At 68.6% G+C, this 16,447-nt stretch carries 14 protein-coding genes, 1 tRNA gene and 1 pseudogene; 7 read left to right on the top strand and 9 right to left on the bottom strand.

Annotated features, from left to right (window positions below; genetic code table 11):
• Nucleotides 1–196 precede the first annotated feature (196 nt).
• The 3 genes from OG966_RS12800 (at nt 197) to OG966_RS12790 (ending at nt 2,804) form a co-directional block, all read left to right on the top strand.
• The gene (locus OG966_RS12800; protein ID WP_326649705.1) at nt 197–772 is read left to right on the top strand and encodes a TerD family protein; all 576 of its coding nucleotides are present in this window, start codon (nt 197–199) and stop codon (nt 770–772) included.
• Nucleotides 773–841: 69 nt separating this feature from the next.
• A complete protein-coding gene (locus OG966_RS12795; RefSeq protein WP_326649704.1) occupies nt 842–1,969 on the top strand; it encodes a DUF475 domain-containing protein in 1,128 nt (375 codons plus the stop codon).
• Nucleotides 1,970–2,066: 97 nt separating this feature from the next.
• Nucleotides 2,067–2,804, top strand: coding sequence for a TerD family protein (locus OG966_RS12790; protein WP_326649703.1), 738 nt, complete (start codon nt 2,067–2,069; stop codon nt 2,802–2,804).
• Nucleotides 2,805–2,834: 30 nt separating this feature from the next.
• Here OG966_RS12790 and OG966_RS12785 read toward each other — a convergent pair whose 3' ends face one another.
• A complete protein-coding gene (locus OG966_RS12785) occupies nt 2,835–3,620 on the bottom strand; it encodes a TerD family protein (RefSeq protein ID WP_326649701.1) in 786 nt (261 codons plus the stop codon).
• Between the two features lie 177 nt (nt 3,621–3,797).
• Here OG966_RS12785 and OG966_RS12780 point away from each other — a divergent pair, with 177 nt between their 5' ends.
• From OG966_RS12780 to OG966_RS12770, 3 genes are read left to right on the top strand one after another with little or no spacing between them, the layout of a single operon-like run.
• The gene (locus OG966_RS12780) at nt 3,798–4,961 is read left to right on the top strand and encodes an HpcH/HpaI aldolase/citrate lyase family protein (RefSeq protein ID WP_326649699.1); all 1,164 of its coding nucleotides are present in this window, start codon (nt 3,798–3,800) and stop codon (nt 4,959–4,961) included.
• 1 nt (nt 4,962) lies between these two features.
• A complete protein-coding gene (locus tag OG966_RS12775) occupies nt 4,963–7,530 on the top strand; it encodes a phosphoribosyltransferase (protein WP_326649698.1) in 2,568 nt (855 codons plus the stop codon).
• Nucleotides 7,527–8,354, top strand: a complete 828-nt coding sequence (locus OG966_RS12770) for an HAD family hydrolase (RefSeq protein ID WP_326649697.1) — start codon at nt 7,527–7,529, stop codon at nt 8,352–8,354. The genes OG966_RS12775 and OG966_RS12770 overlap by 4 nt, the downstream gene beginning before the upstream one ends.
• Nucleotides 8,355–8,458: 104 nt before the next feature.
• Here OG966_RS12770 and OG966_RS12765 read toward each other — a convergent pair whose 3' ends face one another.
• From OG966_RS12765 to OG966_RS12745, 5 genes are all read right to left on the bottom strand, one after another.
• Entirely contained in the window at nt 8,459–8,683 is a 225-nt protein-coding gene (locus tag OG966_RS12765) for an FmdB family zinc ribbon protein (RefSeq protein WP_326649696.1), read from the bottom strand.
• A 47-nt stretch (nt 8,684–8,730) separates the two neighbouring features.
• Nucleotides 8,731–9,429: a FadR/GntR family transcriptional regulator gene (locus OG966_RS12760; protein ID WP_326649695.1), complete on the bottom strand. Its 699-nt coding sequence runs from the start codon at nt 9,427–9,429 to the stop codon at nt 8,731–8,733.
• Entirely contained in the window at nt 9,426–10,010 is a 585-nt protein-coding gene (locus OG966_RS12755) for a DUF4383 domain-containing protein (RefSeq protein ID WP_326649694.1), read from the bottom strand. Before OG966_RS12755 ends, OG966_RS12760 begins: the two co-directional genes overlap by 4 nt.
• Nucleotides 10,011–10,347: 337 nt before the next feature.
• Nucleotides 10,348–11,721: a hypothetical protein gene (locus OG966_RS12750; RefSeq protein ID WP_326649693.1), complete on the bottom strand. Its 1,374-nt coding sequence runs from the start codon at nt 11,719–11,721 to the stop codon at nt 10,348–10,350.
• Nucleotides 11,722–11,792: 71 nt separating this feature from the next.
• Nucleotides 11,793–12,557 (bottom strand): DUF4097 family beta strand repeat-containing protein, encoded by a 765-nt coding sequence (locus OG966_RS12745; RefSeq protein ID WP_326649692.1) that lies wholly within the window; start codon nt 12,555–12,557, stop codon nt 11,793–11,795.
• A 199-nt stretch (nt 12,558–12,756) separates the two neighbouring features.
• Between OG966_RS12745 and OG966_RS12740 the strand changes: the two genes are divergently transcribed.
• Nucleotides 12,757–12,831 (top strand) — tRNA-Val (locus tag OG966_RS12740).
• 111 nt (nt 12,832–12,942) lie between these two features.
• Here OG966_RS12740 and OG966_RS12735 read toward each other — a convergent pair.
• The 3 genes and pseudogenes from OG966_RS12735 to OG966_RS12725 form a co-directional block, all read right to left on the bottom strand.
• On the bottom strand, nt 12,943–13,740 hold the full coding sequence (locus tag OG966_RS12735) for a bestrophin-like domain (protein WP_326649691.1): 798 nt from the start codon (nt 13,738–13,740) through the stop codon (nt 12,943–12,945).
• A gap of 506 nt (nt 13,741–14,246) precedes the next feature.
• Nucleotides 14,247–14,969 (bottom strand): hypothetical protein, encoded by a 723-nt coding sequence (locus OG966_RS12730; RefSeq protein ID WP_326649690.1) that lies wholly within the window; start codon nt 14,967–14,969, stop codon nt 14,247–14,249.
• Between the two features lie 477 nt (nt 14,970–15,446).
• Nucleotides 15,447–16,025, bottom strand: a pseudogene (locus OG966_RS12725) (site-specific integrase); the annotation flags it as partial.
• Nucleotides 16,026–16,447 lie beyond the last annotated feature (422 nt).

The raw sequence follows: 16,447 nt of genomic DNA, 5'->3' as shown, positions 1-16,447 counted from the left end.
GCTTCCGGCGCCGCACATCTCCGTGCGGCGCCGGACGTGCCTGAACACCGCCGAGCCTCGAAAGGCTCAGAACGCCCGAAGGCCGCAGAACCTCGCCGGCCGCAGCACTTCGCCGGCCGCAGAACTTCGAACACCCGCAGAACCTCGAACACCCGCAGAACCTCGCGACACGTCATCCAGGGGAGGACCCACGATCATGGGCGTCACGCTCGCCAAGGGAGGCAATGTCTCCCTCTCCAAGGCCGCACCGAACCTCACGCAGGTGCTGGTAGGGCTCGGATGGGACGCGCGCTCCACCACCGGAGCGCCCTTCGACCTCGATGCCAGTGCACTGCTCTGCCAGTCCGGCCGGGTACTCGGCGACGAGTGGTTCGTCTTCTACAACAACCTCACGAGCCCCGACGGCTCCGTGGAGCACACCGGCGACAACCTCACGGGCGAGGGCGAGGGTGACGACGAGTCGCTGCTGGTGGATCTCACCAAGGTGCCGGCCCATGTCGACAAGATCGTCTTCCCGGTCTCCATTCATGAGGCCGACAACCGCGGCCAGACGTTCGGGCAGGTCAGCAACGCCTTCATCCGGGTGGCCAATCAGGCGGACGGCCAGGAACTGGCCCGCTACGACCTGAGCGAGGATGCCTCGACCGAGACGGCGATGATCTTCGGCGAGCTCTACCGCTACGGCGGCGAGTGGAAGTTCCGTGCAGTGGGGCAGGGGTACGCGTCGGGGCTCCGAGGCATCGCTCTAGACTTCGGGGTCAACGTTTCGTAAAGCCACGCACTGGAATGGGGAAACCCGGACTTGGTGCGGGGCCACCCGTACTAACACGATTGGGTACCAGTGGTTCTGAAAACCTTCGGCTGGTCGTTCGCGGTCACCGCGATCGGCCTGGTCGCAGCGGTGCTCTACGGCGGGTGGACCGCGTTCGGGGTCGTCCTGATCCTGTCCATCCTCGAGATCTCGCTGTCCTTCGACAACGCGGTGGTCAACGCCGGAATCCTGAAGAAGATGAGTGCATTCTGGCAGAAGATCTTCCTCACGATCGGCGTGCTCATCGCCGTGTTCGGTATGCGACTGGTCTTCCCTGTCGTGATCGTCGCCATCAGCGCCAAGCTGGGCCCGATCGAGGCCGTGGACCTGGCGTTCAACCAGCCCGAGCGCTATGAGCAGTTGGTCACCGACGCGCACCCGTCGATCGCGGCCTTCGGCGGTATGTTCCTGTTGATGATCTTCCTCGACTTCATCTTCGAGGACCGTGACATCAAGTGGCTGGCCTGGCTGGAGCGGCCGCTGGCCAAGCTCGGCAAGGTCGACATGCTGTCGGTCTGCATCGCGCTGATCGTGCTGATGGTCAGCTCGATGACCTTCGCCGTCAACGCCCACCAGCACGCCGGGCACGCGGACAAGGCCCAGACGGTGCTGATCTCCGGTATCGCAGGTCTGATCACGTATCTGATCGTGGGCGGGCTCTCCGGCTTCTTCGAGAACCGGCTCGAGGAGGAGGAGGAGCGCGAGCACGAGGCCGAGGAAGAGGCCAAGAAGGCCGGCAAGCCGGTCTCGGCCGTCGTGATGGCGGGCAAGGCCGCGTTCTTCATGTTCCTCTACCTCGAGGTGCTGGACGCGTCCTTCTCCTTCGACGGCGTCATCGGCGCCTTCGCCATCACCAACGACATCGTGCTGATGGCGCTCGGCCTCGGTATCGGCGCCATGTACGTCCGTTCGCTCACGGTCTACCTGGTCCGCCAGGGAACCCTCGACGACTACGTCTACCTGGAGCACGGCGCGCACTACGCGATCGGCGCGCTCGCCGTGATTCTGCTCGTCACCATCCAGTACCAGATCAACGAGATCATCACGGGTCTGGTCGGCGTGGTGCTGATCGCCTGGTCGTTCTGGTCCTCGGTGCGCCGCAACAAGGCGCTCGAGGCGGCGGAGAACGAGCCACAGGAAACCCCCGCCGGGGTGTGACCCGGCCGGGATTGAGGAACGCTCTGAGCGGGGCGGCTCCGAGGCACCGGCCTCGGCGCCGCCCCGCGGGGTTCATCGATGCGTGTGGGGGTGGGGTATGGCCTTCTGGGACAGCCTGTGGCGGGGGCGGTCACCGCAGTTCGACTCGGGGAGTGCCGCGACCAATTCCATCGAGCTGACCAAGCGGCACCCGACGGTCTCGCTCACCAAGCAGGGCGCGGCCACCGGCAATCTGCGCGTCAACCTGTCCTGGCGGATGCGCACATCCGATATCGAGGGCAGGTCCAAGCAGAGCGGCAGACTGCTGCGCCACCCCTTCAAGCTCTTCCAGCCCGATGTGGTCCAGGCGCACACCCAGGGCGTGGTCAACGTGGACCTCGACCTCGGCTGTCTGTACGAGCTCACGGACGGCAGCAAGGGCGTCGTGCAGCCGCTGGGCGGCTTCTTCGGCGGTATCAACGAGCCGCCCTATGTGAAGCTCAGCGGCGACGACCGGTTCGGCTCTCCCTCGGGCGAGACGCTCTACGTCAACCTCGACCACCGCGAGTCGATCAAACGGCTGCTGTTCTTCGCGTACATCTACGACCAGACACCGGCCTTCGACCGTACGCACGCGCATGTGACGCTCTACCCCAGCAACGGCCCGCGGGTCGAGATCGAGCTCGACGAGCGCGCGCCACAGGCCCGTTCCTGCGCGGTGTTCTCCATGGAGAACGTCAAGGGCGAGCTGATCGTGCGCCGTGAGGTGAAGTTCGTGTACGGATTCCAGGCGGAGCTCGACCGGCTGTACGGCTGGGGCCTGCAGTGGGGCCGCGGCTACAAGAACCGGGTCTGAGGCGGCTGCCCGCGGCTCAGACCCGAATACTCAGGCCCGAATGAACTGCGGGCCCATGGGCGGCAGCCGGAAGTTCGGGTCAGGAGCGTGCGCGGCCGCCGCGGCGGGCTGCGGGTAGCCGTACCCGGGCTGGGCCGTGGCGGGCTGGGGATAGCCGTACGCGGGCTGCCCCGAGGCCGGCTGCGGATACCCGTACGCGGACTGGGCCGGGGGCGGGGACGGCGGCTGGAGGGGTGGCTGGGCCGGCGGCTCGGCCGCCGCCTCCGCCTCGTCCACCGAGATGCCGAACGCCGTGGCCAGGCCGACCAGGCCGGTCGGATAGCCCTGCGCGACCGCACGGAACTTCCAGCCGTCCCCGCGCCGGTAGAGCTCACCGCAGATGATCGCGGTCTCCTCGCCGGTCTCCGGCTTCACATCGAAGACGGCCAGCGGGTCGCTGTCGGCCAGGGCGGCGTCGTAGAGCAGTATTCGCAGATCCCGTACATGCTGGAAGGTGTCGCCGTCCGAAGAGGCGGCGAGCACCACCTGGTCGACCGACGGGTCGAGGGCGGCGAGATCCGCCTCGACGGTGTCGGTCAGCCGCTCGGCGATGCGCTTCTTCGGCAGCCGCCGCACCAGCCCCGAAGGGTGGCGCGGCTGGTTGTAGAAGACGAAGTCCTCGTCAGAGCGCACACGGCCGTCCTGGCCGAGCAACAGGGCCGAGGCGTCCACATCGGGGACCCCGGTGCCCGGGGTCCAGCGCAACACGGCCCGTACGGCCATGGCATCGAGAGGGACGTTCGAACCCTTCAGCATCGCGTGCGTCATGTCCGTCATCCTGCCTTCCCGGAGGCCCTGCGGACAACGCGGGGCCCCTTGTTCTCCGGCCAGGACATAGGCATGGTGCAAGCGGGTTACCTGGAATTCATGGGCTTGGGGAACTCTTGACACACAGTCGTACGTACTATTACCGGCCACGTCAGTTGGGCCGCCAAGGCAGTACGGGGGAAATAAATGCGTCACTTCGGGCATCTTTCGCCTGCTGTCCGGGAGAGTCTCTTCCATCAGGAGCCGTGCGAATTCACGGCAGCCTCGCCCGGCCGCCTGCTCGCCACCGCGCTCGGTGCCACCCTCTACAGCCCCGCCACCCGGCCGAAGCTTGCCGACGACGTGCTCAAGCAGATCGGCCGCGGAGTCGTCTCCATGGTCCTCTGCCTGGAGGATTCCATCGACGACGCGGAAGTCGCCGAGGCCGAGGAGAACCTGATCCGGCAGTTCGCCGACCTCGACGCGCGTGACGCGGAGCTGCCGCTGCTCTTCATCCGGGTCCGCGAACCCGGGCAGATTCCGGATCTGGTGGACCGGCTCGGCCGCTCGGTCCGGAGACTGGCCGGATTTGTACTACCGAAGTTCACGGAAGAGCGGGGCGTGGCGTTCCTGGAGGCGCTCTCCTCCGCGGAAGCAGCGAGCGGACAGCGGCTCTTTGCCATGCCCGTACTGGAATCTCCCAGCCTGCTCCACCTCGAAACCCGCGCCGAGACGCTCGCCGGGATCGCCCGCACCGTGGACAAGTACCGCGAGCGGGTCCTGGCGCTGCGACTCGGCGTCACGGACTTCTGCTCGGCCTACGGACTGCGCCGCTCGCCCGATATGACCGCGTACGACGTCCAGATCGTCGCCGCGGTCATCGCCGACGTGGTGAACGTCCTGGGACGGGCGGACGGCACCGGCTTCACGGTGACCGGGCCGGTGTGGGAGTACTTCCGGCTCCAGGAGCGCATGTTCAAGCCGCAGCTGCGCCGAAGCCCCTTCATGGAGGGGCGGGCGGAGGAACTGCGCACCGCGCTCATCGAGCACGACCTGGACGGCCTGCTCCGCGAGATCGAGCTGGACCGGGCCAACGGTCTGCAGGGCAAGACCTGTATCCATCCCTCGCATGTGCTGCCCGTGCACGCACTGTCCGTAGTCAGTCACGAGGAGTTCAGTGACGCGCAGGACATCGTGCGGCCGGAACGGGGCGGCGGAGGCGTGATGCGTTCCGCGTACACGAACAAGATGAACGAAGTGAAGCCCCACCGGGCCTGGGCCGAGCGCACGCTGCTGCGTGCCGAGGTCTTCGGCGTGGCCAAGGAGGACGTCGGCTTCGTGGAGCTGCTCACGGCCGGGCTCTCGGGCTGACATGACGAAGGAAGAGACTGTAAGCGTGGTGTGGTCGGGAACGTGGGTCGCTGAGCGGCTCGGCGTCGGGCTCGCAGGAGACGAGACGCTGAGCGGCCTGCTGGGACTGGCCCTGCGCCGCAATCCCAAGCGGGCGCATCTGCTGGTGTCGAACGTGCTGGGCAAGCATGTGCCGCAGTCGCCGGCGGTGGTGTACGACGCGGGATACCGGCTCGGACGTCGCGTGCGCGATCTGCTCGGCGACGCGGAGGCGGCCCGCGCGGTCGTCCTGGGTTACGCGGAGACGGCGACCGGACTGGGGCACTCGGTGGCGGACGGCCTGGGCCTGGCGCCGTATCTGCACTCCACGCGCCGCCCGGTCGAGGGCGTGCCGCGGGCGGGCGGCTTCGAGGAGTCCCACTCCCACGCGACCTCCCACCTCCTGCTGCCCGAGAACCCACGGCTGCTGGCGGGTGCGGGCCCGCTGGTCCTGGTGGACGACGAGTTCTCGACGGGTAACACCGTGCTGAACACGATCCGCGACCTGCACGAACGGTATCCGCGGGACCGGTATGTGATCGTGGCGCTGGTCGACATGCGCTCGGAGCGGGACCGGAGCCGTTTGACGGAGTTCGCGGAGGAGCTCGGCGCACGGGTCGATCTGGTGGCACTGGCTTCGGGGACGGTGAAGCTGCCGGAGGGCGTCCTGGAGAAGGGACGGGCGCTGGTGGCCGAGCACGAGGCGGGTGGCGATCCCGTAGCGGCCGCGGACGCGGCTGGACACATGGTCCCGGGCGCGCCGGAGGCGGCCGGGCAGTCGGTGGCGCACGCCGCCGTGCAGGTGGAGCTGGACTGGCCGGCCGGTGTGCCCGACGGCGGGCGGCACGGCTTCACGCCGGACCACCGCGAGCAGCTGGAGGCCGCCCTGCCGGGCATGGCCGCCCGCCTGGCCGAGGTGCTCCGTGTCCCGGCCACCGCCCGGCCCCGTGTACTCGTCCTCGGGTTCGAGGAGTTGATGTACGCGCCCCTCCGGCTCGCCACCGCCCTTGAGCAGGTGCTCGACGCCGATGTTCGGTACTCCACCACCACCCGCTCACCCGTCCTCGCCGTCGACGATCCCGGCTATGCCATACGCAGCCGCCTCGTCTTCCCCGCCCATGACGACCCCGCCGACGGCCCCGGCGAGCGGTACGCCTACAACGTCGCGGGCGCCGGCTTCGACGCTGTCGTCGCCGTCGTCGACTCCGCCGCCGACACGCCCCGACTGCACGCCCCCGACGGCCTGTTGGCCCGGCTCGCCGAGCACACTCCGCACGTCGTGCTGGCCGTCGTCCCCTCGTATGTCCCCGATGTGTCCGACGCATCCGATGGACCCGACGTATCCGATGGATCCGACGAATCCGAAAGGGCCTTCATGCTGCCCGAGCCCCTCCGCGGCCCCGCCTTCTCCTCGTACGCCCCCGAAGACGTCGGCTGGCTGCTCCAGGACCTCTCGGACGTCGAGCTGGAGGCCCCGACGGAGGAGCGCGAGGAAGCGATACAGAGCGGCGGCGCGCACTACGCCGAGTCGCTGCCCGTCGAGTACCAGCCCAGCGCCCAGTACCAGGAGCTGTTCAAGGCCGCGCTGGAGACCTCCGCGGCCCGTATCGCACGCGCCGTCGGCACCGTGACCGAGACCGTCCTCGCGGAACTCCCCCAGCGCCTTCGGCGTGGGAGTGACGCCCACGAGCCGCGCCCCGTGCTCGTCTCGCTGGCCCGCGCCGGCACCCCCGTAGGCGTACTGATGCGCCGTTGGGCACAGCACCGGCACGGCCTGGACCTGCCGCACTACGCCGTGTCCATCGTGCGCGGCCGCGGCATCGACACCAACGCCCTGCGCTGGCTCAAGGAGCACCACGACCCGGCCGACGTCGTCTTCGTCGACGGCTGGACCGGCAAGGGCGCGATCACCCGCGAACTGGCCGACGCGCTCAAGGAGTTCGAGGGCTTCGACCCGGAGATCGCGGTCCTCGCCGACCCCGGCGGCTGCGTCCGCACCTACGGCACGCGCGAGGACTTCCTCATCCCCTCCGCCTGTCTCAACTCCACCGTCTCCGGCCTGATATCGCGTACGGTCCTGCGCGCGGATCTCGTCGGCCCGCACGACTTCCACGGCGCGAAGTTCTACCGCGAGCTCGCCGACGGCGATGTCTCGCAGCACTTCCTGGACACCGTCGCCGCCCGCTTCGACGAGGTGGTGGACGCCGTCGACGCCGAGGTCAAGGAGCTGCTGTCGGCCGACCGCCAGCCCACATGGGAGGGCTGGGCCGCCGTCGAGCGGATCAGCGAGGAGTACGGCATCCACGACGTGAACCTGGTCAAGCCGGGTGTCGGCGAGACGACCCGTGTCCTGCTGCGCCGCGTCCCCTGGAAGATCCTCGCCAAGCGCGGCGCGGGCGCCGACCTCCTGCATGTGCGGCTGCTCGCCGAGCAGCGCGGCGTACCGGTCGAGGAGGTCGACGAACTCCCGTACACATGCGTGGGGTTGATCCACCCGCAGTACACCCGCGGAGCGACCGGCGCGGACGGCAAGGCGGTGTCGGCACTGTGAGCACCCCGGAGGCCACCGCGGCGAGCACCCTCGTCGCGAGCGATCTCGACCGCACCCTGATCTACTCCGCCGCCGCCCTCCAGCTCCGCATGCCCGACGCGGGCGCGCCTCGCCTCCTCTGCGTCGAGGTGTACGAGGGCAAGCCGCTGTCGTATCTCACCGAGACCGCGGCGGGCCTGCTGACGAGGCTCGCCGCCGACAGCGTCTTCGTACCGACCACCACCCGCACCCGCGAGCAGTACCACCGCATCCAACTCCCGGGCCCCGCACCGCAGTTCGCGATCTGCGCCAACGGCGGGCACCTCCTCGTCGACGGCGTCTCGGACCCGGACTGGCAGCGGCGGGTGGCGGCCACGCTCGCCGACGAGTGCGCCTCGCTCGCCGAGGTCCGCGCTCATCTCATCGCCGCAGCCGACCCCGCCTGGCTGCTCAAGGAACGGATCGCCGAAGACCTCTTCGCCTATCTGGTCGTCGAGCGCACGCTGCTGCCCGATGGCTGGGTGAAGGAGCTTGCCAAGTGGTCCGAGGGCCGCGGTTGGACCGTCTCGCTCCAGGGCCGCAAGATCTATGCGGTACCGCAGCCGCTCACCAAGAGCGCGGCGGTGCGCGAAGTGGCCCGCCGCACCGGGTCAGAGCGGATCCTCGCGGCCGGCGACTCCCTCCTCGACGCCGATCTGCTTCTCGCCGCGGACCGCGCCTGGCGGCCCGGCCACGGCGAGCTGGCCGACAGCGGCTGGACCGCCCCGAACACCGACGTACTGACGGAGAAGGGCGTCGCGGCGGGCGAGGAGATACTGCGCCGCTTCCTGCGGAAGCTCGGCTGAGCGGACAATACGGCGGTCCGGGCCCGGTCGCCTGACCGAGCCCGGTGGCCCGGCCGAGCCCGGTCGGCCGCTTCGGCCCGGGCCGGCCGGGCCGAGCGTGCCGTTCAGCCGCCGCAGCAGCCGCCTCCGCAGCAACCCCCGCCGCCCCCGCCGCCGTTGGACGCGGGCGCCGGCCCGGACTTCGTACCGCCGACGGCGACCGCCGAGAGCAGTTTGACCGTGTCCGGGTGACCGGCCGGGCAGCTCGCCGGATCGGAGGACTGGGCCATCGGACGGTTCACTTCGAAGGTGTCGCCGCAGGTCCGGCAGCGGTATTCGTAACGAGGCATGGCCCCAGGCTAGCGGCAGCCGGGCGGGTTCCTCCGGGCCGGGAGGTCTACGGATGGTGGCGCATGGCCATGTCGAGCAGCTCCAGCGTGGCCATATAGGCGCCGTCGACGTCCTGGTCCCGTACGCGCTCGAAGACGGCGGCGTGCACGTCGACCGGATCCTCGGTCGTCCCTGCCAGGTGGACCCGCCGGTCGCGCTCGATCAGCACCGGGATGATCACCCGGCGCAGCTGCGCGAAGAACCGATTGTGCGAGGCGGTCAGCAGAGCGGTGTGGAAGGAGGCGTCGGCGCGTACGGCGAGGACGGCATCGTTCCAGCCCACTCTCATCGCGGCCAGCGCGGCGTCGAGCGCGGCGAGGTCCTCGTCGGTCCGGTGCACGGCGGCGAGCGAGGCGGCCGCCGGCTCGATGGAGCGGCGCAGCTCCAGCAGGTCGGCGAAGAAGTCGTTGGACACGCCTACGGCGAGCTTCCAGCGCAGTACGTCTGTGTCGAGGAGGTTCCAGTCGTCCCGGGGGCGTACGTGGGTGCCGCGCTTCTGCCGGGCGCCGAGCAGCCCCTTGCCTGTGAGCACCTCGATCGCCTCACGGAGCACGGCCTGGCTGACGTGCAGCTCGGCCATGAGCGCGGGCTGATCGAGGGTGTCGCCCTCGGCGTAGGCCCCGCCGACGATCCGGCGGGCGAGACCCTCCACCGCAGCCTTGTGCACCCCACGCCCCGCGTGGGCTCCGTCGACTTTGCGGTTCATCCGCTTTCGTGCTGCTTGGCCCGGTCAAGAGCCGCATCCCCTGTGCCGGCCTGCTTGAGGCCGCGCTGTTCCTGCGCGGCCTGATCGGGATGGCGGGTCCTCCAGTAGGGGTTGTCGTGCGGGAGGGTGGCGCTGACCCGTCCGTACATTCCGAAGAACATCAGCATCACGCCCACCACAAAGCTGAACAGCACGTTCTGGATCTCGAAGGCGAGGGGGTTGAAGCTCGAGTCGAGCAGGGCGAGATTCGCGAAGCCGCTGAGGATGAAGGCGATGCCGAGGACCATGTTCAGTGTCGAGGCGAAGTTTCCGCCGATGATCATCCCGACGAAGAGCAGCAGTCCGACACAGATGGACAGCACGCTCAGCGTTCCGTTGGTGTTCAGGCCCGCGACCGTGGCCCCACCGGTGTCGAAGAAGCCGATCTTGTCGATCAGCCCGAGGATCCCGAAGGCGAGCAGCACCAGGCCCATCAGACCCGCGCCTACGCGGTAGAACTTGCTGAGCCGGTGGTCGACGGGCAGATGCTCGTCCAGCCTGGTGCGGTGGCGGGGTTTGGGGTGCAGTACGTGTGTGGCCATGTCCGGTCTCCTTTGGAGGTACCCGTACACCTCCCAGGATCCGCCCGCGCGCGGGCCCGGACAAGCCAGGCGCGGGGGGATCCGGCCGGGGTGGGCCCGATGCCCGCCGGAGGCGGGCGTGACCAGGGGCCAGGGGCCATGGGCCGCCGACGGCCTCAGGTCGTCGAGACCTCGGGCCTCAGGTCGTCGAGACCTCGGGCCTCAGGTCGTCGAGACCTCGGCCTCAGGCAGTCGGACTTCGGGCCTCAGGCAGTCAGACCCGGCACGGGCGGGGCCTCCAGGCCACGGACCTCAGATCTTCGGACCGGGCACGGCGCGCTCTGTCAGTCTCAGACCCTCAGGTGCCGCTCGCGCCCCGGTCCTCGCGGATCTGCTCGACCACGTGCGCCACCGTGCGCCGGACCGCCTCGGTCTCTGTCAGGAAGTGCCAGTAGTCGGGATGGCGTCCCTCGAGCCCGGCGACGGCCCGCTCCAGCCGCGCCACCGAGTCGTCCAGCGGCCGTGCGTGACGGGGGTCCGGGGTGTTGCGCCCGGCCATGGCGAGGCGCTGCGCGTCCCGGATCGCGAACCGGGTCCGCTCGATCTCCTGCTGAGGGTCCTTCGCCACGGCGTTGAGCCGCTGCAGCCGGTCACCGGCGGCCGACACGGCCTCATCCGTGGCGTTCAGCAGCGCTCGCACCGTGCTGAGCAGGGCCGTCGCATCCGCCCACCGCTGCTCGTCGCGTGCCTTGCCCGCTTCCTTGAGCTTCTCCTCGGCCTGGCGGACGCTGATCGCCGCCTGCTCGGGGACGGGCTGCAGATCCTGCCAGCAGGCGGCGGAGAAGCGGCGCCGCAGCTCGCTCAGGACCGGCTCGACGGATCCGGCGCGGTTGGTGAGAGCCTGCGCCCGGGTACGGAGTGACACCAGGCGCTTGTCGGTCTCGGCGGCACGCTCGGGCAGCCTGTCCGCCTCGGCCCGTACGGCTTCGGCGTCACGCAGCACCCGGTCGGCACGCTGCAGGGTCTCGGCCACGCCGTGCCGGCCCGCGCCCTGGTTGAGCATGGTCAGCTCGGGGCCGAGCGCGGCGAGCCGGGCGGCGAGATCATCCGCTCGCAGACCGGAGCTCCGCGCCGAATCGAGAGCATTGCTCGCAGAAAGGAGCGCCTGCCGCGCCCGCTCCACGGCGGGCGCCAAGCGGGCCAGCTGCGTCTCGGCCTTGTCGAGCAGCGGCCCGAGCCCCTGCGCGTAACGGTCGAGCTCGCCCTTGACCCGTACGAGATCGTCCTTGGCCCGGTTCAGCTCACCGCGCGCCTGCGAAGCCACCGAGGCCTCCAGATCGTCACGGTCGAGATCATGTGCGTCGACGGCGGTGATGTACGCAAGGCTCACTTCGTCGATCCGTCGCCCCAGCGCCGCGAAGTCCTCAACGGCCCGGCGCGCACCCGGCGAACTGTCCACCGCCGTGATCGTCTCTATCGAGATACGAAGATCGCGCTGAGCGGTGTCCAACTCGACGAAAGCAGCGGCGGCGGCGTCCTTCGCGGCCTGTGCGTCGGCCCGCTGGCTCTCACCGCGCCCGCCGAACCAGCGCCGCGTCCCCCCTCCGGCGAACGCACCCGGCAGCGCCGCGACGACAAACGGCACGGGCAGGAGCATCAGCACCAGGACATCGCGGACGGCTCTCGCACTCGCTTTCGCTCTTGCGTGCGGCTGCGCGTGTGTCGCCGTCACATCCCTCTCCCGTGCCGAATCGCCCTGCCCGGTTCATTCTCCCACCAGGTAAGGACGAACACACGGGCCGGTTAGTTCACACTTCGCACGGTGACTTCGCCGTTGTCGCTGCGCGCCTTCACCACATGCGGGCTGCCGCCGGCGGTCGGCACATCAACATTCGCATCGCCGTTGCCGCTCGTGGCGGTGACGGCGTAGGGGGCCCCGGCGCGCGGCAGCTCGATGACGACCTCGCCGTTGTCGGTGACGGTCTCGACCCGGTCCGGCGCATCGGTGAGCCCGAGCCGCACCATCCCGTTGCCCGATCGGGCGGTCACTGTCCTGGCGGTGACGCGTTCGGTGACGATCTCGCCGTTGTTGCTGTTCAGATCAAGGGGCCCGCTGGAGTCCCGTACCGTCACCTCGCCGTTGTCGGAGCGGATCTTCAGCGCAGTGTCGAACCCAGTGGCGGTCAGCCGGCCATTGCCGTCCTCGACGGTGACGGCGACGCCGCGCGGTACCTTCACTGAGTGCCGCGACGCGCAGTCGCCGGCGATCCCGTCGCACTTGACGCGGAGGGTCAGCGTCCCGTCCTTCATATCCCATGAGGCCTTGGGCCGGCTCCCCCGGGACCCGTCGACCTGCCGGGAAACCTGCACGTCCTTCACATCGGCCGGCACCAGCTTGATGTCGGAGTTGTCGGTGTCGATGGTCAGCGTCTTCCCGGTGAGGGGGAAGGAACGGCTCTCGACGGGCGCCTCTCCGGCATCGGCGCTCGCGCACCCGCTGAGAGCGACCGCGACGACGACGCCGGAAGCGGCGAGGAGGGTGTGGGTGCGGATGTGGAGTGCGGCCACGGTGATCGTTCCCCCAGGTAGTTCTGCCGGTGTGCCACCAAGCTATGAGCCCGCGGGCGGCGGAACGATCCGGGCGGCCACCGTTTCGGGGTGGGGGTAGCCCCCGTACGCGGGGCTACGGGATGCGCCGGTGAGGGGCCGCAGCGGGAACGGGTTTGCAGGGCGGCCCCGTCTGCCATGTACGCTGTTCCTCATTCACGGGTGCGTAGCTCAGGGGTAGAGCGCTGCTCTTACAAAGCAGATGTCGGCGGTTCGAAACCGTCCGCGCCCACCAGTGCAAAGGCCCCCAGCCGATCATGGCTCGGGGCCTTTGGCAGCCACCGTTGACTGTGTGGATGTCGATGGCGCCGCCCGAGGGGCCTGACCTACTGATCGCGCCCGTTGCCTACGGCCCGCCGTCGAAGAAGCCGGACTTCAGGTCCCCGATGATGGCGTCGAGTGGATGCCCACTGACGATCAACGGTCCGCTCCAGGGCGCGCTGAGTGCGAAGAGCAACGCCAGGCTCAGCCCGACCACACTCGCAACACCTACGATCAGCAGTGACGTTCGCAGGCTACTGCGGAAGACCAGTGCGCCGGAGTTCACGATCAAGGCCAGTCCGCTGACCACAAGCGTGACGACGTAGAGCGCGGGAACGTCGCGCGAGGCGGCCGCAACACGGGCGCGACGACTACTGGTGACACCGTCCACGGAAACCACCAGCTCCGTGCCTGTCGGGGTTCCCACCTCGGGCCGGGCCGCCTCGGCGCGCACACTCCGCTCCAGCCGTGCGATCGCGCGAGCGGTGGCGGGGTCGTCACCGGACGCCGCTGCTGTAGCCTCCCACTCCCCGGCACGCGTGGTCCGCAAGTAGTCCAGCAGTGCCGCATGGATCGGCTCCGACTGGACTCGCGGACTTGTCGCCGCCCATGCCAGACGGGAGGCCGCGGCCGCCTCGTCGCTCACCACCCCGTCGGCTGCGCGCAGGTAGCCGGCCTCGCTGGCCAGTGTGAGTGCCGCAAAGATCGCGAAGGCAGCGCCGAGTGTCGGCATCAGGGGCGTGGCGATCTGCGGCACCCGATCCCGTTCCTCCACCGGTACGAGCGCCCGGACGCCGACCCGCGCCACGGCCGCGACCAGTAAGGCAAGTAAGAGCCCGCCCACAACCAGCACCACCGCCGGCAGCGAGGTCAACCAGTTCACCACATCACCTACAGCGCGTTACCGCGAGCGCCACACGGCGGCGGCACATCGGCCCCCGCGACCTGGAGCTCCTCGGCGATCACTTTTCATGAACGCTCCATGATCACAGGTCGAAGACCTTTGACGCTCGCGACGCCCGGCACGGCATCTCGCCAAACAGCTGAATACGGCCCAGTGCGAGGCTGTACTGACAACGACCGCCGCACCCGTCTCACTTTCCGTCTCATCCAGCCTCGTTCACCGTCGTTCAGCCGAGACCGGAAGCCGATCCCAATCCGGTGGCGAGCCGCCCCAAGTAGTGGCGTCGAACTCGCCGGGTGACCAGCCCCTGATAAGGCGTGCCCGATCCGTGCCCGACAGGCCGGTCAACCACGGTCAACAGCGGACCCCAGGGCGAGCCGAAGGGTTTCCCGTTGCATCCGTTTACGCTGGTCAGAGCACGAACGAGGCCAGCAGACGCGGCGATTCCCAAGCTCAGTGCCTGGAAGCCACCGTCACGGCTTGCTCTAGAGCTCCGCATCCCAGCGCGCTCGCAGTGACGCCCCACCAGCGAGACTGTCGTCGAGGAACCCGGATAGCTCGTGCAGAGCATCCAAGACACGTTGGAGGTTGGGGCGACGCTCGCCGTTGGCGACAGCAAGGTGGAACCAGACTAGGGGGTCAGCCCACACCCTCCGATCTGGTTGTGAAAGGAGGTCGCAGAACTCTCTGTAGCTCCTGAGTCGTCCTTCGGGTTCGAGGATGACGTCGGTGCCGATGCTGGACTGTGTCGCGTAGTAGACGTCACAGCCCGCGAAAGCTACATGGACCTTCAGTATCAGGGCGGCCAGTCTTGTGTCGTCCTTGCCCGGCAGGCGCAGGAACGGTATGTCGTGACGGGTGCGAGTCATCTGAGCGAACAGGCAGGCAGTCATCCAGACGCTGGATACCAGCGCAACGCCCGTTCCAGCGAACCAAACGGCGCTTCTGCCATCGATCTCCTGCGGTTCGTTGAGGACCTGAGCAGGTCTGTAGAAGCCGTGCCGGTCGACAGAAGTGGCATAGAGGGAGAGTCGGTGGTGTGCTTCCGCGGTGTGCCATCTGAGGGGGTTGAGGTACGACATGTTGTGGGTCTCACGTTGAATGCGCTTGCTATCCCGCCGTTGCTGTTGGCCAGTCAGCCACACGAGACCCATGGAGATGGCGCCGGAGGTTAACGCCGAGACCAGCGTTACCGAGAGGGTGTCCACGCAACTGTCTCCTTCGCGCATGCCCGTACAGCGGCAGAAACAGGCTTGTCCTGAAAGGACCTGCTGGGCCGGACGCCCGGCTGTAGCTGCGCCATCACGTGCCCCGTGCCTATGAGGGCGGCGTGCCGTGTGCCGTAGCGTACGGGAGGGCATGGTCTGAAGAGACGCCTGCGCGACCAGAATCGTCACCGCGAACACCCGAACGGTCGCTGCAGCGATGGCAGGCATGCACGGACGTATACCCGGCCTGTGGCACGGGGCTCTGTACCACAAGCGCACCAGATCCAGCGGGGAATCACGGTGAAAGCCACAACGCCCGACAAGGCGTCAGCCCAGCCATTCACCCAGGTCAGCACCCCAACTATCCGCAAATGAACGTAGTTTCCCAAGCTCAGAGCGCGAGTTCGATTCTCGTCACCCGCTCCACGCGAAAGCCCCAGGCCAGCGGCCCGGGGCTTTATTGTTGTCTAGACCGCGTTAGACGTCGTGCACCAGATCCGCACCAGAAGGCTGGTCACGGCCCTTCTGACGAGCGGCTCGCACGAGCTTGTCGAGGTCGCCCGCGACCTCCTGCTGCCGCTCTAGATCCGAGTGCTGGTAGATCAGCGCGGCTTTCTCGGAGGACTGCCCGGCGCGGACCATGTTGCCCTTGAGCGTGGCCCCGGATCGGTTCGCGAGCGTGTGCCCGGTGTGACGAAGATCGTAGAAGCGGAAGCCCTCCGGCATGCCGACGAGCGTCCGGGCCCGGCGCCACTTCCGTCCGAAGGTGGAGCGCCGGAATGGCTTGCCCTTCTCCCCAACGAACAGCAGCCCTTCCGGGCCCTTCTCCGCGTACCAATCGAGATGCCGCCGAAGGTCGGTCCGCAGAAAGGCCGGCAGGACGACGAGCCTCTTGCCCGCATCCGATTTGGTGTCGCCGGGCGCCCGTCGACCCGTGGTGAGTTCAGGCTCGGCCGTGCGCACCCAGATGCCGACGTTCTCCAAGTCGACGTCCCGGCGCCGCATGGCTGCCTGTTCCTCGGGCCGCGCCGGGCCGTACGCGGCGATGTAGACCATGGCTGACGTCGGTGGGCGACCGCCCGGCCGGGGTCGGTTGTCGTGTGGGTGAGTTTCATGCGGCCGACGGTCCGCACCCCCGCTGCGCACCGTGGTGGGTGCCCATAGTTCCGACAGCCGAAGAGCCCGTGATGGTACGCCGCGCGCCCGGCACTACGTGAGCGCGCCTGGAATCGACGCCCGCGGCTCGGTCTGAACGGCTTCCGGTATGGATGCCGAGTGGCGACCACCTCGAAACGCGACTCAAACCGGCGACGCGTACATCGATCACCGGAAAAGACTCACCAAGTCGATATAAGGGGGGCAAACACATTTCGCAAGAGGAGTTTCAGTGTATGCCCGCCGCGACAGCCAGATTCCAGTGACCAATCGTATTCGCAGTCGGTGCGCCGAGGTGTGCTACATGCTCCTCGGCGCAATCA

Source organism: Streptomyces sp. NBC_01750, from assembly GCF_035918095.1.
GTDB lineage: Bacteria > Actinomycetota > Actinomycetes > Streptomycetales > Streptomycetaceae > Streptomyces.
The sequence above is the reverse complement of the archived record's forward strand: the minus strand, read 5'-3'. Positions and strand labels throughout refer to the sequence as shown.